The sequence below is a fragment of the candidate division WOR-3 bacterium genome (genome assembly GCA_039801725.1).
In the GTDB taxonomy this organism is placed as follows: Bacteria; Hydrothermota; Tepidihabitantia; order Tepidihabitantales; family DTDR01; genus DTDR01.
Genome location: JBDRVE010000027.1, coordinates 1 through 23,078, shown reverse-complemented (window position 1 = coordinate 23,078; position 23,078 = coordinate 1). Strand labels below are relative to the sequence as shown.

The 23,078-nt window shown below is 31.2% G+C and carries 17 protein-coding genes and 8 tRNA genes; 14 read left to right on the top strand and 11 right to left on the bottom strand.

Annotated features, from left to right (window positions below):
- Positions 1-254: 254 nt before the first annotated feature.
- The 9 genes from rlmD to ABIK75_06210 form a co-directional block, all read right to left on the bottom strand.
- The gene (gene rlmD, locus ABIK75_06250; GenBank protein ID MEO0090682.1) at positions 255-1,382 is read right to left on the bottom strand and encodes a 23S rRNA (uracil(1939)-C(5))-methyltransferase RlmD; all 1,128 of its coding nucleotides are present in this window, start codon (positions 1,380-1,382) and stop codon (positions 255-257) included.
- Positions 1,357-2,256, bottom strand: coding sequence for a site-specific tyrosine recombinase XerD (gene xerD / locus ABIK75_06245; protein MEO0090681.1), 900 nt, complete (start codon positions 2,254-2,256; stop codon positions 1,357-1,359). The genes rlmD and xerD overlap by 26 nt, the downstream gene beginning before the upstream one ends.
- Complete coding sequence (nadB, locus tag ABIK75_06240) at positions 2,240-3,820, bottom strand: L-aspartate oxidase (GenBank protein MEO0090680.1); 1,581 nt, start codon at positions 3,818-3,820, stop codon at positions 2,240-2,242. The genes xerD and nadB overlap by 17 nt, the downstream gene beginning before the upstream one ends.
- Before the next feature lies 1 nt (position 3,821).
- Entirely contained in the window at positions 3,822-4,415 is a 594-nt protein-coding gene (locus ABIK75_06235; protein ID MEO0090679.1) for a hypothetical protein, read from the bottom strand.
- Complete coding sequence (locus ABIK75_06230) at positions 4,412-6,877, bottom strand: hypothetical protein (protein MEO0090678.1); 2,466 nt, start codon at positions 6,875-6,877, stop codon at positions 4,412-4,414. The genes ABIK75_06235 and ABIK75_06230 overlap by 4 nt, the downstream gene beginning before the upstream one ends.
- Positions 6,874-9,804 (bottom strand): immune inhibitor A domain-containing protein, encoded by a 2,931-nt coding sequence (locus ABIK75_06225; GenBank protein MEO0090677.1) that lies wholly within the window; start codon positions 9,802-9,804, stop codon positions 6,874-6,876. Before ABIK75_06225 ends, ABIK75_06230 begins: the two co-directional genes overlap by 4 nt.
- Before the next feature lie 192 nt (positions 9,805-9,996).
- A tRNA-Ser gene (locus tag ABIK75_06220) sits at positions 9,997-10,085 on the bottom strand.
- Between the two features lie 9 nt (positions 10,086-10,094).
- On the bottom strand, positions 10,095-10,544 hold the full coding sequence (locus tag ABIK75_06215) for a nucleoside deaminase (GenBank protein ID MEO0090676.1): 450 nt from the start codon (positions 10,542-10,544) through the stop codon (positions 10,095-10,097).
- Between the two features lie 9 nt (positions 10,545-10,553).
- A tRNA-Arg gene (locus ABIK75_06210) sits at positions 10,554-10,627 on the bottom strand.
- Between the two features lie 93 nt (positions 10,628-10,720).
- On the opposite strand from ABIK75_06210, the gene ABIK75_06205 reads away from it, so the two are divergent.
- Genes ABIK75_06205 through lnt form a run of 5 tightly spaced genes read left to right on the top strand, consistent with a single transcriptional unit; the run spans position 10,721 to position 15,559 of the window.
- The gene (locus ABIK75_06205) at positions 10,721-12,223 is read left to right on the top strand and encodes a tetratricopeptide repeat protein (GenBank protein MEO0090675.1); all 1,503 of its coding nucleotides are present in this window, start codon (positions 10,721-10,723) and stop codon (positions 12,221-12,223) included.
- The gene (locus ABIK75_06200) at positions 12,220-12,846 is read left to right on the top strand and encodes a GNAT family N-acetyltransferase (GenBank protein ID MEO0090674.1); all 627 of its coding nucleotides are present in this window, start codon (positions 12,220-12,222) and stop codon (positions 12,844-12,846) included. Before ABIK75_06205 ends, ABIK75_06200 begins: the two co-directional genes overlap by 4 nt.
- Entirely contained in the window at positions 12,839-13,477 is a 639-nt protein-coding gene (locus tag ABIK75_06195) for a hypothetical protein (GenBank protein MEO0090673.1), read from the top strand. Before ABIK75_06200 ends, ABIK75_06195 begins: the two co-directional genes overlap by 8 nt.
- Positions 13,477-14,085 (top strand): phosphoribosylglycinamide formyltransferase, encoded by a 609-nt coding sequence (gene purN, locus ABIK75_06190; GenBank protein MEO0090672.1) that lies wholly within the window; start codon positions 13,477-13,479, stop codon positions 14,083-14,085. The genes ABIK75_06195 and purN overlap by 1 nt, the downstream gene beginning before the upstream one ends.
- Complete coding sequence (lnt, locus tag ABIK75_06185) at positions 14,054-15,559, top strand: apolipoprotein N-acyltransferase (protein ID MEO0090671.1); 1,506 nt, start codon at positions 14,054-14,056, stop codon at positions 15,557-15,559. The genes purN and lnt overlap by 32 nt, the downstream gene beginning before the upstream one ends.
- On the opposite strand, the gene ABIK75_06180 is transcribed toward lnt, so the two are convergent.
- A complete protein-coding gene (locus tag ABIK75_06180) occupies positions 15,508-17,301 on the bottom strand; it encodes a M14 family metallopeptidase (GenBank protein MEO0090670.1) in 1,794 nt (597 codons plus the stop codon). The genes lnt and ABIK75_06180 overlap by 52 nt on opposite strands.
- 562 nt (positions 17,302-17,863) lie before the next feature.
- On the opposite strand from ABIK75_06180, the gene ABIK75_06175 reads away from it, so the two are divergent.
- The 9 genes from ABIK75_06175 to ABIK75_06135 all read left to right on the top strand — a co-directional run bounded on the left by ABIK75_06175 (position 17,864) and on the right by ABIK75_06135 (position 22,340).
- Positions 17,864-17,938, top strand: a tRNA-Pro gene (locus tag ABIK75_06175).
- Positions 17,939-17,941: 3 nt separating this feature from the next.
- Positions 17,942-18,015: transfer RNA gene (locus ABIK75_06170), tRNA-Arg, on the top strand.
- Between the two features lie 10 nt (positions 18,016-18,025).
- Positions 18,026-18,098: transfer RNA gene (locus ABIK75_06165), tRNA-His, on the top strand.
- Between the two features lie 5 nt (positions 18,099-18,103).
- A tRNA-Arg gene (locus tag ABIK75_06160) sits at positions 18,104-18,177 on the top strand.
- Between the two features lie 11 nt (positions 18,178-18,188).
- Positions 18,189-18,261, top strand: a tRNA-Lys gene (locus ABIK75_06155).
- 23 nt (positions 18,262-18,284) lie between these two features.
- Positions 18,285-18,572 carry a hypothetical protein gene (locus ABIK75_06150; GenBank protein MEO0090669.1) on the top strand — a complete coding sequence of 96 codons (288 nt, stop codon included), beginning with the start codon at positions 18,285-18,287 and terminating at the stop codon, positions 18,570-18,572.
- A 15-nt stretch (positions 18,573-18,587) separates the two neighbouring features.
- The gene (locus ABIK75_06145) at positions 18,588-21,404 is read left to right on the top strand and encodes a S8 family serine peptidase (GenBank protein MEO0090668.1); all 2,817 of its coding nucleotides are present in this window, start codon (positions 18,588-18,590) and stop codon (positions 21,402-21,404) included.
- A gap of 38 nt (positions 21,405-21,442) precedes the next feature.
- Positions 21,443-21,518, top strand: a tRNA-Asp gene (locus tag ABIK75_06140).
- A 6-nt stretch (positions 21,519-21,524) separates the two neighbouring features.
- Positions 21,525-22,340 (top strand): hypothetical protein, encoded by an 816-nt coding sequence (locus ABIK75_06135; GenBank protein ID MEO0090667.1) that lies wholly within the window; start codon positions 21,525-21,527, stop codon positions 22,338-22,340.
- 13 nt (positions 22,341-22,353) lie between these two features.
- On the opposite strand, the gene ABIK75_06130 is transcribed toward ABIK75_06135, so the two are convergent.
- A partial coding sequence (locus ABIK75_06130) for a beta-eliminating lyase-related protein (protein ID MEO0090666.1) occupies positions 22,354-23,078 on the bottom strand: 725 nt, incomplete at its 5' end.

The following is a 23,078-nucleotide window of genomic DNA, read 5'->3' as shown; positions in this document are numbered from 1 at the left end:
TTGCCATCTTCCGAAACAAATTGAAGTCCTTCCTTGGGAATTATTATCTTGTTAACTTTTTGAGTTTGACACGCATTGAAAATAAGAATAATTAATAAACCAAAAAATAATAAAAAATATTTGTTTCTCATTTTTTCCTCCTTTTTATTTTTAACACCTACTAAAAGATTAGCAAAGTTTTTTAAAATGTCAAGGTAAATTTTTTAAATAAAAATAATGGTCAGGGTGATTCTTGTTTTTGGGATTATAAATATTTAAATTGGGAGAAGTTCGCAAACGAGTTCAATATTTTTTGTCTGCGGGAAAAAGTCAAAAAGGGCAAGGGATTTTATTTGGTAATTGGTAAGTTCCTTTAAGTCTCTGGCAAGTTGGAGAGGGTTACAGGAAATGTAGATTATCAATTCTGGTTTGATTTTGTTTAGATATTTGAGGGCTTTCGGGTGGATACCGGCGCGGGGCGGATCGGCAATCACAAAAAGCGGTTTAGGAAAACGGATATCCTTCAAATTTTTGTCTTCTAATAACAGGGGCAAGACATTTTTGATTTGGTTTAGTTCACAATTTCTTTTTACTAAGTTTATTGATAAGGAATGGTTATCAAGGACAGTAACCTGTTTAAATTTCTCGTTATTGATAATGCCAAAGACCCCGACGCCACCATAAAAATCTAAAAGATAGCCATCGTTGGTGGGATAGTTTTCCAAAATTTTGCTAACATAATGGTGTAATTTTTCGGTCAATTCGTCGTTTACTTGGAAAAAGCCTTGCGAATGAAAATAGAACTCCTTTTCTTTTACTTTTGTGTATAATAAATCAGTGCCTTTAATCACATAATAATGTTCGGAAACACTCACATCAGTATTGGGTGGTATTTCGCAGACTAAAAGATTATCAGCCGAAGTAACGAAAGCAAAGTTTTTAATTAGGTTTACCGCTTCTTCTTTCTTTTCGCTTTTTTGGTTAAGGATAATGGAAATGGTGGAAGTCAAGACGCTGCGAATTACCGCATAACGAAAGGTGCCGATATGTTTTTTGATATCAAAACTATCAACATCGTGAAAAAACTCTCTCACTTCTTTTAGAAGAGTGTTTATTTTCTCTTTGGCAATGAGACAATATTCAATGTCAACAAATTTATACCATTTCCCTTTTTCTCTTAAACCGATACCATTCTTAAAAAAGGCAAAATCCATTCGGTTGCGATAATTAAAGGGTTGGGAAGGGAATACTTCGTTGATTTCGGTATTTAAATATTTTTTAACCAAATCGATTTTTCTTTTTAACTGTTCTTCATAAGAGAGGTCTTGAAAATCGCAACCACCACATTTATTAAAATAAGGGCAGATCATTTCTTTTTTATCTTCGGGGATGGAAGGCATCATAAATCTGTCTTAAATACTCTTTATTTATTTTAGTATAAATTTGAGTGGTTGAGATACTCGAATGACCTAATAACTCTTGGACAATTCTTAAGTTGGCACCACCTTCTAAGAGATGGGTAGCGAAGGTATGGCGAAAGGTATGGGGAGTTATTCTTTTCTCAATGCCGGCTAATTTTACATACTTTTTTAAGATTTTCCAAAAACCCATACGAGAAAATTTCTTACCTCGGTGGTTGAGGAAGAGATAGGGGTTACCCATTTCTTTTTGATTTTTCTTTAAAAGTAAGGGACGTACCAAATTGAGGTATTCTTTTATTGCCCAGATTGCCGGTTCGCCCATTGGAACAATCCTTTCTTTATTTCTTTTTCCCAATACCTTGATAAATCCTTCTTCTAAATTCAAATCATTTATCTTCAAATTTAAAAGTTCCGAAACCCGGATACCGGTAGCATAAAGTAATTCGAACATTGCCTTTGCGCGAATACCTTCTAAATCCTTTTTATTTTCCAAAGTGTTAAACAATTTTTCGATTTCCGCAATGGTTAGGACGGTGGGCAATTTTCTTTTCAATTTTGGAGTTTCAATTTCTTCTATGGGATTTTTAGTGATTATTCCTTCTTTATTTAAGAAATAAAAGAAAGACCGTAGGGAAGAAATTTTCCGAGCAATTGTTGAAGAATTCCGGTTTTTCTCTTTAAGATGGTGGATAAATCTTTTTATCTCCTCTTCGGAGACTTCGGTTAAATCCTTTTTTAACCAGTTTAAAAATTCCTTGGTATCGCTTAAATAAAATTCTGTGGAAACTTTACTTAACTTTCTTTCTAATAAAAGATAATAATGGAAGTTCTCAATCAGATTATTTAAAGATATCATCTTTGGTCAAAATTGTGTCCCTTTTGAAATAGCGGTCATCTTTTTCGGGATGGTCAATATTATAATGAAGTCCTCGCGATTCCTTTCTTAAACTTGCGGAATAGGCGATCAATAGGCCGCAGATAATCATATTTTTGGCTTCCAAAGAGGAGACACTGATTCCCTTTTCTAATATCTTATCAATCTCTTCTTTCAGTTGATATAGTTCCGTTACCGCCGAAGATAGATCTTTATCATTTCGGACAATACCCACCTTATCCCACATTAACTTTTTCAACTTACTAATCAACTCATTAGTTTTTTTATCTTCATAAATTTTATCAATTTTTATTGAAAAATCTTTTAATTCCTTTTTCTCTTTTAACAATTCCTTTGATTTTAAGTAGGCTCTTTCGGCAAAGACTAAAGATTCTAATAAAGAGTTAGAGGCAAGCCGATTAGCGCCGTGCATTCCCGAGCAGGCTGCTTCACCGGCTGATAATAAATTCCTTATTGTTGTCTCACCATACTCATTAATCAGAATTCCGCCACAAATATAATGGGCAGCTGGCACCACTGGAATTGGTTCTCTTGTTATATCAATTCCAAATTTTAAACAGGTTTCATAGATATTGGGAAAACGGGATTTTATCTTTTCCGGATTTAGATGAGTTAAATCTAATAAAACATAATCTTCCTTTCTCTTTTTCAATTCGTTATCAATCGCCCGAGCCACAACATCTCGCGGAGCCAAACAGGCTAACGGATGATACTTTTCCATAAAGGTTTTGCCATCCAACGTTTTCAAAATTCCTCCTTCACCTCTCACTGCTTCGGAAATCAAAAAAGAACGACCATTGATTTTCCTTCCATAAAGAGAAGTGGGATGAAACTGGATAAATTCCATATTAGCGACTTTTGCTCCCCTTTCAAAGGCAAGAGCAATTCCATCACCAGTAGCAATCGGTGGATTGGTTGTATGAAGATAAACCTGTCCTAATCCACCAGTTGCCAATAAGGTAAGATAAGATAAAATCTTTATAAATTTTCCGTCTTGTTGGCTAAAAGTATAGGCACCAAAACAGGTATCTTCGGTTACTAATAAATCAACAAGAAAACAGTTTTCAATTATCTTTACATTTTTTTCTTTTACTTTTTTGATAAGTGCCTTTTCGATTGCGTAACCGGTATAATCTTTTGCGTGGACAATCCTTCTTCGGGAGTGCCCTCCTTCTTTTCCCAATTCAAATCTTAAATTACCAGCAGAGTTATAATAGGTTAAAAATTCTACGCCCAAATTGTACAACTCATAAACCAATCTTGGTCCTTCTTCACAAACAATCTTAACAATATTTTCTTTGGCGAGTCCTTCACCGGCTCTTAAAGTATCTTCATAATGGATAATTGGTGAATCGTCCTCGCCGACAGCAGCAGCAATTCCACCTTGGGCATAATTGGTATTACTTTCGCTGCTCTCTTTTTTAGTAATTAGTAACACATTACCAAAATCAGCAATTTTATAGGCATACCATAGACCAGCAATGCCACTACCAATCACTAAAATATCGGTTTTGATCGTTTCCATATTAAAAATTATAACTTAATTTGAAACCTTCGGGAAGAATTTCCAAGGAAAGATTTTTATTTTTGCTAAGGAATAAGCAGTTAAAAAAGGAGCCAATCCTTAAAAGAATCGAACCGGAAAGGAAAAAAGAAGAAACCAATCTTTTATTCCTTGCTTCTTTTCTTTTTCTAAAGTAAGTAAGCCTTAAAGAATCATTTTCCCAATGCCAAGCGTCGTTGTCAAAATAACCTCTTTTTCTTAAATATTCTTTCTGCTTTTCTGGGTCATCGGGATATAAATTTCTGGCATCCCTTAAAACATCCTCGTTATATTCTTCATTAGAAGAATAGATTTCCAAAAGATTAAAATATTTTTCCGTTTGGAAAAAATTTGCCTTCGCATACTCACAGGCAAAAATTTTTGCCTTTTCGTTCTCTTTTTTTGCTAAGAAATTAAAAGTCTGATAAAAAGAGAGAAAGATAATATCACCATAGATAAGATATTCGCCTTTTTTCTCTCGCAAAAGTAATTCACCACTACCCGGAACAACCAACGAAGATAAGGCATAAAATCGGTAATTTAAACTAAAAAGATAAGAAACTAAAAGCAAAATCATTCTTTTGCTCCTTTTAAATAAACAATCTTTTTAAACTCTCTATTTTTTCTGACAAAATAGATACCGGTTTTTAAATTTTTTTTATGAAACCTTCCGATTATTGAGAAAAATTTCTTTTCTTGCCAATCTAATTTAGAAATAATCTTCATCTTCTGATTTTCTTCTAAGGGCAAATAATTTTTTTTCACAATTTTACAATAAATATCCCAACCTTTATGTCTTCGATTGTCAACCCAACAGAAAGCGAGATTACCATTTATTGCTGAGATACTTTGGGATAAAGTCCATTGATTATTTCCAAAAAACAAATCGGGCTCATGAACTAATCGGTTATTGCTGATTTTATTACCATAATAATCAAATCTTTGGGCATAGACGTCAACATCCCCATATCCCTTTCTAAAATCGCAAAAGGTGATGATAAACTCACCATCATTGGTAAAGGCAATTGAAGGTGAATATTGGTCATATTCCGTATTATCATCATTTACTAAGATATTTCTACCAATTCGTTCACCATTTATTTTAAAAATTTGGCAATAAATATCAGTATTGTTATTTCTCTCATCCTCCCAACTAACAACAATTATTGAGTCTTTTAAAGCGCAGGTTGGATAACCTTGAAAGTTGTTAGTTACATCATTCACTAAAATACTTGGGTTATTACCGATTTTTAAATAGATATCATAATCTCCTAACCGATTATCCATCCAAGTAAATATCGGAATTGTATCTGCTGCAGTGACAAATCCGTATAAAGCATTTCCTTGGTTATTATCACTTATTTTAAAATTATTCCCAATTCTCTTACCCAAGGAATCAAAAAATTGTCCATAGATTGTTGCCCTTCCTTCGCGATAATCAGTCCAGATTACTAAAAACTTTCCGGTTGGAAAACTGGTAGCCACCGGCCAATCTTGAAAGTTGTTATTAGTATCGTCGTTGATCTTAAAATTATTACCGATTAAATTTCCATAAGAGGTAAGAAATTGGCCGTAAACATCAGTATTTCCTTCGCGAATAGTTACCCAAGAAATAAGAGATTTACCATAAGAATTGATTGCTAAAGAAGGAAAAAAGTTATAACCAATCTCACTAATCTTTTTATTGGTTGTTAGAAAATTTCCTAATGTGTCAAAAAAGGTGGCATAAATATGACAATCTTCTTCCCGTTCGTCTTCCCAACAGATTCCAAAGACTTCTTGATTTGCCGAAATAAATGGACATCTTTGATGGGAAGAGGCATTATCACTATTAATTCTAAAATTATTGCCAACTTTTATATTATTGCCATCATAAAATTGGGCGTAGATATCATCATTTCCTTCTCTTTGATCCTGCCACAAAATTAAATGATAGTTATTAGCCAGCGAGATAACCCAAGGAGAAGTTTGGTAAGCATTAGAAAGATCATCGTTTACCAATTCATTATTACCAATTTTTATTCCTTCTTGAGTAATTCTTTGTTTGTAAATATCAGAATTACCGTTCCGATTACAAGCAAAGGTAATGATAAAATTGCCAAAGGTATCAGCGGCACAACTTGGTGAATTTTGGTTAGCGGAAGTATTGTCATCATTAATAATGAAGTTATTACCTATTCTTCTGTTTAGGGAATCAAAAATTTGAGCGTAAATGTCCCAATTGCCGTTTCGTTCATCTTCCCAAACCACTAACCAGTAGTTATTTTTGTTAACACAAATTCTTGGAGAAAATTGCCAAGTTGAAGTATTATCATCGTTAATTTTGAAATTATTACCTCTTCGTCTTCCTGAAGAGTCGAAAATCTGGCAGTAAATATCCCAATTACCATTTCGGCCATCTTCCCAAACAATAATAAACTCACCATTACTTTTTACTCTTACATCTGCGGAATATTGCCAAGCAAATCCCACTGGGTCGTCATTAACTCGGAAATTATCACCAATTTTATTACCATTTTCATCAAAGATTTGGGCATAAATATCGCCATAATCATTGCGCCAATCCTCCCAAACAATTATAAATCTTCCGTCAGGCAAAAAAGCGATCGATACGCCTCTTTGATCATTTTGAGTATTATCATCATTTGCCTTTCGGTTATTACTAAAGATTTCATTTCCCAAAGAATCATAAATTTGATAATAGATATCCGAATTACAACTTCTTCTATCCTCCCAGGCAAGAACAATCCGATTATTGAAAAAGGCAACTGCTGGTTCACCCTTCCATTTCAATCCTCCGTCATCACTCGTCCTTTTTTCCTCAATCAACCTTTGGCCATTTAAATCAAGAATTAAAAAATAGGGCGAACAGTTGCCGTCTCGGAAATCTCCAAAAGTAATCGTTATTCTTCCGCCATAAGAAGCCCCTTTAGGAATTTCTTGGGTTGCGCCACCAATATTATCATCATTAATTAAAAAATCATTTCTAATAATTGAATCGGAATAAAAAATTATTAAGATTATCAAAAGAAAGTTCATTTCACAATACCAAACTTATAATATTTTACCTCTTTATTATTTTGAGAGTTGATTTCCAGTTTTAGAAGATAAACGCCAGTTTTAAACTTTCTTATATCAATTTCGTATTCATTATCTAACCTTTTTAGATTAGTTATCTTATCTTCAAATACTTTTTTAAAAGAAAAATCATAAATTTCAATCTTTGCTTCTTTTATTTCTTGGGTAAGAGAGAATCTTAAATATCCCTTTTGGTCATTTATGGTAATTGGGTTGGGGTAGATATAAAGATCACCGATAAGTGATTTGTCAGAAATAATTTTTCTTTCTAATTTCTTTAGAATCCTGCCATCCCTTTCAGGGGTTGCTAATTTTGTCTGCCAAAATATGTTATTCTCTCTGCCAAAGGTATTATAGACATATAAATAATTATCTTCGGTAGTTATAAGTAATTCCGCAAAAGAATCATTATCCAGATCGGTAATAAACGGAATAGTTTTTATTCCGCTGGTAGTAAATAATTTTTGTTTTTTATTAATAGAAAGACCAAAATCGGGGAGTCCAGCAAAGATATCACAAATTTCATCACCGTCAAAATCACCAATAACTGGTGAAGTATAGAAATAAAAAGGCATTTCTTCGTAGAAAAGATAACCGTTTAAAATAATTTCTTTTAGGTAAGTAGAATCAAAGACAATTGGAAAGTTGTTAATTAAAGTAAGATTATAATTAAAGGCAAATATTTTATTTTTGCTAAAAACAATTATATCATAATTACCGTCATCATTCACGTCACCAATTGCTAAGGAAGAAAAAGAGGGATATTCCATAATCTCTTTTGAAGAATACTTGATATTTCCTTCGGGAGAGATAATCATCAATTTATAATTTAGATTGTTCGGAACTAACAAAAGAATTTCTTGGTTTCCATCATCGTCAAAATCAAAAACAATTGGTGAAGAGGGAGAAGAAAAAGGAGAATAGGAGAGAGAAATAGGAAAACCATTTCTTATTCTGCCATCAAAAGATAATAAATATAATCGGTTATCATCAGTAAGCACAACCATCTGAGAATCACAAATAGCTGGTGTTAATTTTATTTTTCCGCCAAGTTTTACCGGAAAGTTTTCTCTTATTCTTCCTTCACCATTAATTATATATAGATAGCCTTTTTCAGTTCCAACAATCATCTCTTTTTTATTATCGTTATCAATATCATAAAGTAATACCTCACTTTTTATCTCTCCGTTTAAAACGAGATCAAAAAGAACATTTCCAAAAGCATCAACAATAACTACGCGTTCGTGAGAAACAATTACAATCTCTAATAAACTATCACCGGTAACATCACCAATAGATAAATCGGTCGTTATTTCTAATGGCAACTGGCAAAGGATTTCATAACCTAAATAAGGATTACCATCTGGTTCGTAAGCGTAAATTGTTCCAGTGGAACAAGGAATTAAGATTTCTTTCACTCCATCAGAATTTAAATCTATTGCTAAAGGTGATAATAAAGGTTCTGAGAAACTCTTTATCAATTTTTTTCTGAGTAATTTATTTTGGAAAGTAAAATACATAATTGTATCTGGTTGAGAATGAATATAAAATCGATAATATGTTTTTCCGTAATAACCATCACTATGAGGATTGGTATTTTCTGTTAAACTATCTAAAAAGCCACCTTTAAAAAAGGGATCGTATTTAGAACCAATCAATTCATAATAATCTTGATAAATAAATCTATCAAAATCTTGAATTCCATCTCCTTCTACTAAATCAACACCTTTATGGAAAGGATTGATATTTATCGCATTATAAGGTCCATATTCTCTAATAATCTTTTCGTCGATATGCCAAATTAAGATACCACTTCCGGGCAAAAAGAAATCGTATTCTCCATCTTCTACGCCAATAACTACTCCATTTTCTCTTTTAACAACAATTGTATCTTTTTTACGGACATCGGTTTGGCGATTTTCAATAAGAAAATATTCATCTTGAGAAATTGGGATTTTGTATACGAAAGGTAGCGTATCTTTTTCTGAAAACAATAAAGAATCCATAGCCATAGTAAAACAGACTAAACTATCTGATGAGAAATTAATAATTTTTGGTTCTACAAATCCAAATAAAATTTTGTGAAATGGGTCAAGATAAGCAGGGACAGTTCCTGGTGGACAGTCATAACTACCAAGCCAACCTCCATAGCCCATCAAACTCCAGCCGCCGACTCCCATAGAATAACCAGTTACATCGTACAAATCATAACCACCTAAAAGATGAACGAATTCATGAGTAAGAAGTCCGAGCATTCCCATCATTCCACCGTAGTTTATTTTTCCGTTAGGTAATAAAGTATCTTGCCTCGTCATTTCTGGTAGAATACAGGCGATATCAATTCTTTTATTCCCATTCTCTACTTCAATATAAGGTTTTCCTAAATAATATTCTAATGCTTCACTATTAATTGTTGCCGCCCATAAATCAAAAGGTGAATTTCCTTTTATGTCGGTTTGGGCACAGGAACCGGCGTGGAAAATTATGAAATAATCATAATCACTGAAATTAATGTTAGTATCTTGATCAGCAATTGTAAAAGCATCTTCCATTAGTCGACATAATCCCATTTCAACTCCCCGAAAATCATAATTAGGCCACTTCCACATAGTATCGCCATAATATTTCATCGGGTGCGGTAACTGATAAGCCTCTAATACTCCTTCTGGCATTACCTTAAATTCAATATGAAGTTTTCCCAAAGAGTTGTGCCAGAAATAATTTCTTAGACCCAATAAAAGATTTTCAAAATATTTTTTGGTGTGAGGAGGATCATAATAAAGTCCATCTTCTTCGGTTAAAAAACCCATTAAATCCATTTTTCCATTACCAGTTGTTAAAGTATCGTCATCTTCGAGAAATTCTACACGAATTGCTAATACTCTAATTGTATCAATATTTCTTTTATTTAAAGTTAGTTTTTTGGAAAGAGAATATATATTCTTATTTCGACGAGATTTATATTTAGAAAATTTTTCTATTACCTTTTGATAGAGATTTGGTTCTCTTATGTTTTCGTTCCTTTTTATAATATAGGAATTTCCTAAGAGAAAATTGAAAATAATTATAAATAAAAAAAACGGAGAGGGAGGGATTCGAACCCCCGACCCACTTTTAAGTGGGTTCGCGATTTCGAGTCGCGTGCCTTCGTCCACTCGGCCACCTCTCCAATTTTTCATTACTTTCTTTTTTTTCTAAAAAACTTTTTTAACAAATCTCGTGTTTCTTCTTCTTTTATTCCGTCAATTATTTCAATTTTTTCTTTGATAGCATAATAAATTCGTGGATAGTTAGAAAAGAATCCAAAATTTTCTTCTTTGGTTCCATAAACAACTTTTTTAATTCGCGCCAATAAAATTGCTCCCATACACATTAAGCAAGGTTCGCAGGTAATATAAATTGTGGCATCTTTTAATCGCCAATCTTTTAAATAATTACAAGCAGAAGAGATAGCTAGTATTTCCGCATGGGCAGTGGGATCTTTCAATCTTTCCATTTGATTATGACCACGGCCAATGATTTTATTTTTATAAACGATTACTGCCCCTACAGGTACTTCGTTTTCTTTTAAAGCAAGTTCCGCTTCTTTTATTGCTTCCTCCATAAAAGAAATATCATTAAATTTCATAAATTATTATGCGCCCGAGAGGACTCGAACCTCCAGCCTACGGATTCGTAGTCCGTCGCTCTTTCCAATTGAGCTACGGGCGCTTATTAAATAATAATTTTACCTTAATAATTTTAATTTTTCAAGTTTTTAGATATTTGATTTTTTTAATAATTTGATTTATAATTATTAATTTTATGAAAAATTATCTTCTTTTTTTAGAACAAGAAATCGAAAAAAGAAAAAAAATAGCAATAGAAATGCTTAATAAAGAAAAGGAAGGGGTAATCTTATTAAACGAAAATGAAAAACGAGAGTTAAAAAAAATAGCTGAAGGAGAAAAATTTTTTTCCGAAGATGAAAAAGAAAAAATAGAAGAACTCTTAAATTTTTCTTATTTTTCTTACCAAGAATTTTTTAAAGAACCAGAATTTTGGGAAGAAAAGATTTTAGCTATTGAAGAGATAATTGGCAATGCTTCCGCTTTTATTTATCCTTTGATAATTATTTCTTCTCAGAATGAACAAGAGGTTTTAGAAATGGGTTCAGAAATTAGTAAGATTTATTTTTTAGTAAAAGAAAAATTTAATAAAAAATTTTCGCAAATAAACAAAGAAAAAGAATATCGCTTAAATTTTCTTATCGCGCTAAGGGATATTTTATTAGAATTACGACCCCAAATCACAGAGGAGTTTTTAGATCTTAAAAAGGCAATTGTTTTTTATCAATTACGAAAAAAAATACCTTTTTTTCATCTTCTGATTATTGAGACTTATCTTCTAAAAATGTTTAATTATTTATTAAGTTTTATTAAAAGAGAAAAAGATTTTCTTTTAGCGATAAAAGTGGATAATAAATTGATTTATTGGGAAGTTAGTTATTCCTCGCCGCTTTCCTATATTCCTATTGATTTTGGTGTTACAATTTCTTTTACCCAATTTTTTAGTTATTATGTTAATTTTTATTCCAGTAAGATAAATAATTATAGTTTAGCAATAAGAAATTTAGAATTTCTAAGAAAGGTTCTGGAAAGGAAGAATTTATTTCGAAATGAATATTTATTAACTCTGAAAAACCTTGCGTTGCTCTATATAAACAAAGAAGATATGGTAAATGCTAAAAAAATAGCCGAAATTTTATGCGATCTTATTCCTTATTCTTATGAAGGATATCTTTTATTAGCCAATATTCTGGCTAAAAAGGGTGAATACCAAAAGGCTTTAGAACTTTATAATAAAATTTTGAATTTTTCTTTCTGCGAAGAAGAAAAAAGAAATATTTTATCTCAGGTATATTGTAATCAAGGTTATATCTATTTAAATCTCAATAAAATAGTAGAGGCAATTGAAAGTTTTAAAAAGGCTTTGGAATTAAAATCAGATTATTTTGAAGCCTATTTTAATCTGGGAAATGCTTATTTTCAAAAAAGAGATTTTTCACAAGCAGAAAAGAGTTATCAGCAGGCATTAAAATTAAATAAAAATTACCCTCTTATTTATTTTCAATTAGGGAGACTTTATACTGAATGGAACAAAAAAGAAAAAGCGATTCAATATTACAAAAAATTGATAAATTTACAGCCAAATAATTATATCGGTTTGTACAATTTAGGTCTTTTGTATCGAGATTTAGGGAGAAAAGAAGAAGCAGCAAAATATTTAGAAAAAGCAATAAGATTAAATCCTAATTTAGGAAAATGAATAATTACGAATTAAAAATTTTGGAATTAAAAAAAGGTTTAAAAGTTTCTTTGTTTTTTGGCGAGAAATTGATTGGCGAAGGTTTTGGTGAGGTGGAGGGGAATAAAGGAATTCTTTATGATGTTTATGTTTTTAAAGAGTATCAAAGAAAAGGTTTTGGGAAAATTTTGGTTAAAGAAGTTTTTAAAGAATTGATCAAAAGGTTTAAAGTGAAAAATTTTCAAATCCGAATGGTAATGAAAGGCGGACAAAAGGATAATCTTTTAGAAAACGCAGGAATGGGTATTTTGGCCCATAAAATGGGATTTTTACCCCAAATTGATCCTTACCAGTTTTTTTCCGAAGGAAATATCAAAAATATTGAAATAATCCCTGAAAGAGATATTTATCCAGCTGGTTATCAAATTAATCTTAATGCTGCTCCCTATATTTCAACTGCAATTGTTCTTGATAATGTTTCCCAAAAACCTCAGTCAGAAAAATTTTATTATCGTTTTATCTCTCACAAAAATTTCATTGAATGGGCTTTGGAAAACAGGTTGATTTTAGGTAATGTGAATTATTATCTAAAAGAAGATAATAAAGAAAAATTTTATAATTTTTTAGAAATAAAAAATGATTAGAAGGGAAGAAGAGAAATTTTTAATTATTTCTTCGGAATATTTAAGTGAAAAAATTGGGAGTGGCGCAATTCTTAAAAACATACCAGTTTTCCATGAGATTATTGGTTTGTGTCAAGCATTTAAAAATTACGGAATTGACGAGGTGCGGGCGGATAAGCAGGCTCAAAAAATTTTACAAAAAGAAGAAATAGTTGGTCCTTTTTGTTCCAATGCTTTGGTAAATAAAATTCCTTTAAGACATAATTTCCGGACATCCTTTCTTAATCAGGATATTTATTTAATCGTTGACGAATATAAGAAAATCGCTTACTTTATTTCTGAACCAGCCAATAAATTAGCTATTGTCAATTATTACCGGGATGCCGTTCCTAATTTAGGGAAAAAATTAAATCTTACCATTCGGGGCGCATTAACAAAACTAAATCCCAAGGGATATAAAAATCTTTACGAACTTCTAAATTCTGAAATAATTCCTTTATTAAAAGAAAAAAATATTAAGAATATCGAAATTATTAGTGCTGGTGTTGGAATCGGGATAGTTAATCATTCTTTAAGATTAGAGGTTGGTTTGATTAATTTTTCTGATGTTAAAAAATTAATGGAAGAGATTAAAAAGGTTTTGAATAAATGATTAAGATCGCTGTTTTGGTTTCCGGTCGAGGAACGAATTTACAGGCGATTATTGATGCCTGCGAAAATGGTTTTATTCCAGGAAAGGTTGTTTGTGTAATTAGTAATGTGGAAAATGCTTATGCTTTGGAAAGAGCCAAAAGGCATAATATTCCTAATTTTGTAATTTCTCATAAAAAGAAAGAGCGAATAGAATTTGAAAAAGAAATAATTGAAAAATTAGAGGAATTTAAACCTGATTTAATTTGTTTGGCGGGATTTATGAGGGTTTTAACTTCTTATTTTATTAATCATTATCGAAATCGGATTATGAATATTCATCCGGCTTTGTTACCGGCATTTAAAGGTTTATACGGCGAAAAGGTTCATCAAGCAGTAATTGAAAGTGGAGCAAAATTTTCTGGCTGTACCGTCCATTTTGTTGATGAGGATGTTGATGGTGGACCAATTATCATTCAAAGAATAGTGCCGGTGGAAGATGAAGATACTCCGGAAACATTAGCTGAAAGGGTTTTAAAAGAAGAACATATTGCCTATCCAATGGCAATTAGACTTTTTGCCGAAGGTAGACTAAAAATTGAAGGCAAAAGAGTCAAAATTCTTCGGTAATAAATTAGTCTTTTTTTTATCCCCCTTAATTCTTAATTTAAGTTATGCACCAATAAGTTTCTTTTTTATTTCTTATTTTTCTCTTATACCTTTATTCTATTATATTGAAAAATTATCACCCAAGAAAACCTTTGTTTATGGTTTTATCTATGGATTCTTATTTTCTGTTGGTCATTTATGGTGGCTTTATTTTTTGAAACCAGAGATTGCTTCTTCAACAAGGATTTTGCTGTTTATTGGAATTATTGTTCTTTTTTTCTATTTGGCTTTCTATTTTGCTTTATTTTCTTATTTAATAAAAATTTCTTCTCTTTATCTTGCTCCATTTATCTTGCCAATTTTGGAATTTATCAGAACAAAATCGGAAATTGGTTTTCCTTGGGGATTACTTGGTTATACCCAAACAAATAATTTAATCTTTCTAAATACTGCTTCTATTTGGGGAATCTACGGACTTTCGGCTTTAGTAATTTTTATTAATCTTCTAATTTATAAAATAATATTTTCTGATAACAAAAAACAATTTGTTTTTCTTTTGGGAATAACAATCTTCTCAACGACGTTCTATTATTTTTCTCGTATTAAAGAGTTATCTGACCATTTCCAAGTGGCTCTTTTGCAACCAAATGTCTCACCAGAAGAGAAAGGAACAAGAGAAGCACAAATAAAATTATTAAATCAATTAATATCAATGACCAAAAGAGCAGCGCAAAAAAAACCCCATTTGATAATTTATCCGGAAACGGCTTCTCTCATTGATATTACTGTTGACTCACCTTATAAAGAATTTTTGAAAAGTATTGCTGATAATTATAATTGCTATCTTTTCATTGGGACTCCTCGTTATGAAAATAATGAAAAAGGATTTAGGTATTATAATGGAGCGGTTTTATTTGCTCCCCAAAAAGGAATAGTGGGTGAATACCAAAAAATCCGTTTAGTTCCTTTTTCCGAAAGAATTCCTTATTATGAAAAGATAAAAATTTTTAGATTAATTGAGACAGTGGATATGGGAAATTATTCAAAGGGAGAAGAATACACTGTTTTTCAAACAGATAAGACTTCTTTTTGTTGTGCAATCTGTTTTGAATCTATTTTTCCTGATTTGATAAGAGAATTTGTAAGAAGAGGAGCAAATATGATTGTTAATATTACTAACGATGGTTGGTTTGGTAAGACTTTTGGACCTTATCAACATTATGAATTAGCAATTGCCCGAGCTGTTGAAAATGGGGTTCCTTTAATTAGATGTGCCAATAATGGAATTAGTTTGCTTTGCGATCCTTTTGGTAGGATTTATCAAAAATCAAAATTATTTAAAGAAGAGATAATTTTTGGTAATGTGAAAATACCTTTAAAAAATACTATCTATCGTCAGTTTGGTGATTGGTTTATCTATTTCTCAATTATTGTTGTTCTTTTCTATTTTATTATCAAAATTTTATATCCTTTATTTTCCTTTAAAAAGAAATAAATTCCCCTTTTAAGTTCGCCTTTATATTTCTGACCGTTTGGTAAATAAAGGGATGTTTTATAGAAATCCAGATTATTGATATCTTTAATATTTCTTTCTCTTTGCTCTTTTACCAATTGAGAAGATTGGACAAAAATTTTAAATCTTAATGATTGGGTTAGAAAATAGTTATCATCTAAGTAATTACAATTTAAATTTATTGCGATACTTTCTGACGGAATTTCTGGTTTTGAATAAACTTTAAAGTAACCAATTTGGCTATCATTTCTCATAATATTTGGAAGATTAAATAAAGTGTCAACAATAGTTAAATAGGGATTTTCGGTAATCGGTCGGATAAGAATATTATAAGCAGAATCAATAGGATGGATTGCCCGATTTTTTATCGTGAGATAAATATAGGCAGATTCATCTGGATTTAAAATACTATCTTGATTGCCATAAAAATCAAAAATTTTTACATTTTTTAGTTCTAAGAAAGCACCACTAACTTTTGTGAGATAAATATTTACTCCTAAATTTCTTTGACATTCTTGCCTAATAAAGGCACTATCATTCCAACCATACCAGAAATCATTAGTAGAAGCTTCAATAGTAAAAGCGTAAGTAATGAACTTTCTTTCGCCTTCCCATAAAGTATCAGCATATTCCCAATCTACCGAACTTCCATTGGCAGTATATAAAACCTTGGCAATTTGTCCTGTTCGGGAAGCAGAATAATTATTATATAATCTAAAAGAATCCACAACTTCTCTTAAAGTTCTTTCATCAGGTGGTGTAAAAGTATCATATCCCCAAGGATACATATTATATCTACCATAAGTATGATAATCAATCTGTGCCCTTATCTTTTTAGATAACATAAAATTTCTTACAACTCTGGTTTCGGGTTCAGAAAATCTTTCTGGTCCCCGATAAGCTTCGTTACTTGGATTTGGTGAAGAGCCAATATTATCATATGCCCATTTATAACCATAATTTCTATTTAAATCAACACCAACATAAGGAGATTGAATTATCCTTCTATTTTTTCGCCAATTGGCCGAAGTACCACCGGAATCTGAATTATAAACATAACCATCAGGGTTCATAACTGGCACAAAATAAATTTCCCGATTATTAATAAGCCAAGTTATTAAATTATCAGAATTTGTTGGGTCATAATTGGTTAATAAATAGGTCATATAATAAATAAGTATAGAAACTCCCATTGGTTCCCTTGCATGAGTAGCAGCATTGAAAAAGACAACCGGTTCATTTTCATTAGAATCAGGATAATCACTTATCTTTACACACCATAAAGGACGATTTTGATGGCTCCTACCAATGTCATAAATTCTCACTAAATTAGGAAAATTATTCGCCAAACTTTGAATTGTATCAATCATTTCCCAATAGGTAAAGAAATAACCAAAATCTCTAAGAAGTTGAGGATTGTCAGGGTCAACACCAGTCATTTCTTTAAATTTATCTTTAATATTATGATAAGTTATTTCAATTTTAAAACCTTTTTCTTTTATTTTTTCTAATTGTTCTTTATTTGTAATAATTACAATATAGCACTCTTTATCAGTTTCACCAGCAGTAGCAATATCTAATTCCGAAAATAATTCACCCATTTTTGTAAAAAGTTCATCAGCAGTTTTAAAATATACCTTTGCTTCCATTTTTATTTCTTCACTTCTTAAAAAAGAAAAGGTAAAAAAGAGACAAAAAAATAATATAAAATTTACTTTTTTCATTTTTCCTCCTTTAATTAAAAATTGCATATTTATATTTATAAATTATATCTAAATTTTTACTTTAATTCAATTTTTATCTTCTTTATTTATTTTTCATAAATTATAGATAGAATATCTACTCCTATTAACATCTATAACCTTAGGGAGTTTATTAGAGATATACCTTTATAGATTATTAAAAATAATCTTGTTAGAATTAATAATAATAGTGCTAATAGAATTAACGATAATCCGCCTATTTAAACTAATATTAATCTTTCTATTAGAACGAAGATTAAAATGCCTAATAAGACGGAGATAATACCATAGGGGGAGACGTTCCCTATCTTTCTTCTAAATTTAAGATAAGTATTTGAAATACAAGGATTTATAAAAAAAATTTGCTTAAAAATTTGTTGCATTGGATGCAATTTTTAAATTTTTTATCGTGTCAAATATATTTACCAAGTTTCTTTTAGTTCTTTTTTAACTCTTTTTGAAATTTAAAAAATATTCTTTATCTTATGTTAATTTATTTTTCACTTGACTAAAAGATAATTTTTTTTATATTTATAATATATATCGGGGAGTAGCGCAGCCTGGCAAGCGCACCTCGCTTGGGACGAGGGGGTCGCTGGTTCAAATCCAGTCTCCCCGATAGGCGCCTGTAGCTCAGTTGGATAGAGCATCGGATTTCTAATCCGACGGTCGGGGGTTCGAATCCCTCCAGGCGCGCTAATTTATGGTGAGCGTAGCTCAATTGGTAGAGCAGTGGACTGTGGCTCCACGGGTTGCGGGTTCGACTCCCGTCGCTCACCTATCTGCGCCCGTAGCTCAATTGGAGAGAGCGCCGGGCTTCGAACCCGTAGGCTGCGCGTTCGAGTCGCGCCGGGCGCATTTTAAATTTTGCCCCGCTAGCTCAATTGGTAGAGCATCGGATTCTTAATCCGAGGGCTGCAGGTTCGACTCCTGCGCGGGGTAAATAATAGTAAAGGAGGAAAAAAATGAATAACGAAAACACTCAATTAAATTTTGAAAAATTAAATTTTTTTATTGACTTCTTTACTTTATTAGGAATTGTTTACGGTGCTTTTTTATCCTTCTTTTGTCCAATTGTTGGCATTGTTTTAGGAATTGTCTTTCTTTCTGCTGGTAGCCCAAAGATTAGAAGAATTGGTAGGTTATATCTCATTTTAGGGATTGTTGGCGTAGTAATAGGAATTATATTTATGGGAATTTTTCTTATTACTCGTTGGTTTCCTTTTTTACAAAGATTTGGTTATTTAAGTTAATCAAGGAGAAATAAAATGTTAATAATTTTTTGGTTATTCTCTTATAATTTTTATCGTTTTCCTTTGAAAATTGATTATGAAAGATTGATGAGCGAGAATAATGAAAAATATTGGATACTCTTTACTGACAAAGGTTTTACTACCGAGAAGGATTATAAAAATATTTTAGAAAAATTTGACTATAAACTTCATCCTAAAACAATTGAAAGAAGATTAAAAAATATCGGAGAAATATATGACTTTTATGACTTACCGGTTTATGAAAAATATATTGAAGAGTTAAGAAAGTTGGGAGTAAAAATAAGATATGTTTCAAACTGGTTAAACGGTGTTAGTTGTGAGATTCCAAAAGAGATTTTACCTTTATTAAAAAATCTGCCTTTTATCTATGATATTCGTCCATTAAAAGCAATCAGTTTTCAGGTTCCTAAAACTATAAAAATAACACAAGAAGAAAAAAAAGATACTTCTTTTTATGGCTATTCTTATCGCCAAATTGCTATGTTAGGAGTAGACAAAGTTCACAAAAAGGGCATTTATGGTTCCGGTGTTAGAATTGGATTATTAGATACCGGATTAAGAAGAAAGAGAAAAAGTTCCGATGATACTACCGTAAATAAAGCGGTTGAAGGTATTAAGGTAATAAAAGAACATGACTTTATTGCTGGCGGTGATTTTTTTATAGCAAAAAAATCTAACAATTTTCAAAAAGAAACTATTTCTGATTTAAAAAATTTCCGCACGATAGAAAATCCGAGAACGGATTATATTTTTAATACTAATGGTGAAAAATTGCCTTTGTTATTTTTCATAACAGATACTCAACATTTAGGAATACCAAAAAGAACAGTGGTTTATACCTATTACGAAAGAAATAATTGGCAGCCAATAAAATCAATTTCTTATTATTTGAGGTCTTATATTTTTCATCATATCTCTCTAACAAATAATCAATCAAATATGGGTTTTGTTGCCTTTGATGGCTCAGACCTTTATGAAAAAAATAAGGAGATATATTTCGGTTATTTTTATTATACTAATTTTCAAGGTGTTGCTAAAATAGAAAATGGTAAAGAACCTTGTTTATTATACTCTGATAATAAATTATATCTTACCTTTACTTATAAAGATTCAATACTTAAGATTAAGAAGGCAAATATTATTGGTTCAGAAATTGTCTGGCAGGAAACGAAAACAGTTTATTCGTTTAATCAAAAAATAAAGAAACCGATTATTATTCTTAAAGATAGTTTAGACTATTATCTTTTTTGTTTATCTCAAGAAGGTAAAATATATTATTTGAAAACTAACGATGGCGGAACAAATTACTATTTAGATAGTTTAAACACTTTTATTAATGTTGCTGATTTTCAAATAAGAAATAAAAATGATACTATCTATATTTTATTAAAAGAATATGAAAACCCACCGTTAATTAATTTAAGTTATTCTCACTCTATCGATTGGGGAACAAACTGGCAGAAAAAAGATGTAATATTAGAAAATATCCCTTTCTTGGGTAATTTTGATTTACTAATAAAAGATAAAATTTATTTAACTTATGAAGAAGGTTCAAATATCTATCTTTTAGATTTGAAAAACAAAAGCCTTCTCTTTAGTGACACCAATGAATTTCTTTACAATCCTCTTCTTAGTGATTTTGATAATGATATTTGGTTAATTTATAATTCTCAGGGTGATGATAATACTGATTACGAAGAGGATGAAGATTTTAAAGAACAGCCTTATCATGGAACAAGAATGGCTTCCTTGATTGCTGGTTATGCTCCCCGATATTTAATTGGTGTTGCTCCTGCTGTTGAATTCTTGATTGCCAAGACAGAAGAGTATAAATATAGGACTGGTGAATATTATGAATATATTATTGAAGAAGATAATTGGGTAAAAGGTTTAGAATGGTGCGAGAAAAATGGTGCCCAAATAATTTCTTCTTCTTTGGGATATCGGGGTTGGTATGAAGATACCGAATTTGATGGAAAGACAGCAATAACTTCTTTAGCAGCAAGTATTGCTTCTCAAAGAGGGTTAATAATTGTAACTGCGATGGGAAATCGGGGAAGCGATAGTTTAAGATATCCTTGGCCTAATCCATATTTAGTAGCACCAGGTGACGCTGATGGAGTTTTAACAATTGGTGGAGTTATGCCTGATTCTTCTTGTTGGCGTGGAAGCGGTGCGGGTCCCACAGCAGATGGTAGAATTAAACCTGATTTAGTTGCCTTAGCTTATAATGCTGTTGTTGCTAAGCCGGATGAAGATGGTGCTTTTGAATATTCTATCGGAACTTCTTCGGCTACTGCTCTGGTTGCCGGACTTTGTGCTTTAATATTAGAGGTTCATCCTGATTGGAAAATAGAAGAAGTTAAAGAAGCATTATTTAAAACAGCAAGTGAAAGTATTCCTTCTTGTACCTTAGGTTACGGAATTCCTAATATTGATTCTTTATTAAAAGTTTATCCGGGAAAAATTATTTCTTATTATGAAGATGCGATTGGCGATATTTATCCTCAACCCTTTATTAAAAAGAACGAAAATGAAAAAATATATTTTCCTTTAAGATTAAGAAATCCTTCTAAATGGGCAAGTTTAAAAATTTATAATTTAAATGGAAAACTTATTTACGAAAAAGAATTAAATGTTAAAAAATTGACTACTCCCGGAAGATACGAAAAGAAAGAAATTTTGGAAGAAATTGGGGCTTGTTGGGAAGGAAAAGATAAAAACGGCAGATTGGTTTCTCCTGGTTTTTATTTTGTAGTATTAGAAACAGGTTTTAACAGAAGTGTAAGAAAATTTACTATTTTCTATTAATAATTGACTTTTGAAAAGAAATTTTTATAATTAAAAAAGGGCCCGTAGTGTAGCCTGGATAAACACGTCGCCCTGTCACGGCGAAGAGCGCCGGTTCAAATCCGGTCGGGCCCGTTATTTATGAATTTTCTAATAACTTCTTTCTTAATAAATTTTCTGATCTATTGCGGAAATGTTAATAAAAAATCTGATTTTTTTAAACTTTTAGAAAAATCTTCAAAATTTAATCAAGCATTAAGAAAATCTAATTTTTTATCGATATATCAACTTTTTAATCCTACTTTTCGTAAAGAAATTAGTTACGATAGTTTTGCGAAGGCTTTAAAAGAATGGTTAAAAGATAGAAAAATTGCTGCTGTAAGAACAAGGTATATAAATCCGACAAGTTATTCAGCGATAGTTTCTACTTATATCTATTTTGAAAAAAGTAAAGATTACTATTATATTGCTACTAATTGGCTTAATTTGAAGGATACTTGGTACTTGGTTTGGATTTCTAAAATATTAGATCACAATAAATTTAATTATGGCAATAAAAACAAAGAAGAGATGAAGAAGATTTTAAAAAAAATGATTGAAATAGCTTTTTATGAGAATAAAATTAGTGAAATAATCCCAAAATTTAAAAAAGAAAATTATTTAGTAATCTTAAAAAAAGAAAGAGAATTAGAACATAATATTTCTTTTCCTAATATGAGGATAAAATGGCTTAATTTAGATGAGATAAAAAAATATGCTTATCGTTTAAAATTAAGATATTATATTGATTTTGGTACTATTCGAATATTTGATAATTTTGCTAAAGGTTATATTGATATTATCCCAATTGTCTACGAATCTCAGAAAAATTCTCATTTAAGAATTAGAGGAGTAGAAATGTTTTTTAAAAAAGAGAATAATAATTGGCAATTTATTGGTTTTGGCAGTCGTTGGTAACTAAGTTTAGATTTTATAACTCCTTTCCAAAATCCTTTTTAAAAGCTTCGCATAAGTCTCTTCCCCAATTATCGATGGCTTCTAATCTTCCTAAGAAAAATCTAAGTACCGGTGGTTCGTAGACAAATTTCAAACCTTTAATTAAATCCCGGTGTTTATAGAGCCAAAGGATCCGATCAATAGCATATTCAATATGAGAAAGGTTAAATACCCTTCTTGGTAAGGCGATTCTTGTTAATTCTAAATCAGCAAATAATTCTCTGCCTTCTTTGTCTCTATCCATGGAGATTGTGCCTCGTTCCATTGCCCTTATTCCAGAAACGATATACAAAGCAGCTGTGAGAGCACCGGCGATATATTCATTTTTGGGAATATGGGGGAGAAATTTTTCCGCATCTAAATGGCAGGCAAGTCCGCCAGGTGGAGTTACCACCGGAATTCCCAATTCATCCAATTTTTCTACAAAATATTTTATTTGCTCAATCGCACAGCCAGCAACATCCTCTTCAACCATTTCTTTTAATCCTTCAGCCATTGCACCAATCTCTCTCATTGACATACCGCCGTAAGTAAAAAATCCTTCATATACCGGTAACCAAGGTTGAATCATCTCAAACAATTCTTTATTATTGGTAGCAATGAAACCGCCGCGCACGCAAGTATTTTTTCTACCACTTAAATAAAATAAATCCGGTATGCTACAAATCTCCTTTACAATTTGAGCAACAGATTTATTTT

Coding starts and splice junctions, on each gene's coding strand:
- rlmD (MEO0090682.1), bottom strand. CDS start 1,382: ATGATGCCTTCCATCCCCGAAGATAAAAAAGAAATGATCTGCCCTTAT.
- ABIK75_06195 (MEO0090673.1), top strand. CDS start 12,839: ATGATTAGAAGGGAAGAAGAGAAATTTTTAATTATTTCTTCGGAATAT.
- ABIK75_06215 (MEO0090676.1), bottom strand. CDS start 10,544: ATGAAATTTAATGATATTTCTTTTATGGAGGAAGCAATAAAAGAAGCG.
- xerD (MEO0090681.1), bottom strand. CDS start 2,256: ATGATATCTTTAAATAATCTGATTGAGAACTTCCATTATTATCTTTTA.
- ABIK75_06150 (MEO0090669.1), top strand. CDS start 18,285: ATGAATAACGAAAACACTCAATTAAATTTTGAAAAATTAAATTTTTTT.
- ABIK75_06180 (MEO0090670.1), bottom strand. CDS start 17,301: ATGAAAAAAGTAAATTTTATATTATTTTTTTGTCTCTTTTTTACCTTT.
- ABIK75_06145 (MEO0090668.1), top strand. CDS start 18,588: ATGTTAATAATTTTTTGGTTATTCTCTTATAATTTTTATCGTTTTCCT.
- ABIK75_06205 (MEO0090675.1), top strand. CDS start 10,721: ATGAAAAATTATCTTCTTTTTTTAGAACAAGAAATCGAAAAAAGAAAA.
- nadB (MEO0090680.1), bottom strand. CDS start 3,820: ATGGAAACGATCAAAACCGATATTTTAGTGATTGGTAGTGGCATTGCT.
- ABIK75_06200 (MEO0090674.1), top strand. CDS start 12,220: ATGAATAATTACGAATTAAAAATTTTGGAATTAAAAAAAGGTTTAAAA.
- ABIK75_06235 (MEO0090679.1), bottom strand. CDS start 4,415: ATGATTTTGCTTTTAGTTTCTTATCTTTTTAGTTTAAATTACCGATTT.
- ABIK75_06230 (MEO0090678.1), bottom strand. CDS start 6,877: ATGAACTTTCTTTTGATAATCTTAATAATTTTTTATTCCGATTCAATT.
- ABIK75_06135 (MEO0090667.1), top strand. CDS start 21,525: ATGAATTTTCTAATAACTTCTTTCTTAATAAATTTTCTGATCTATTGC.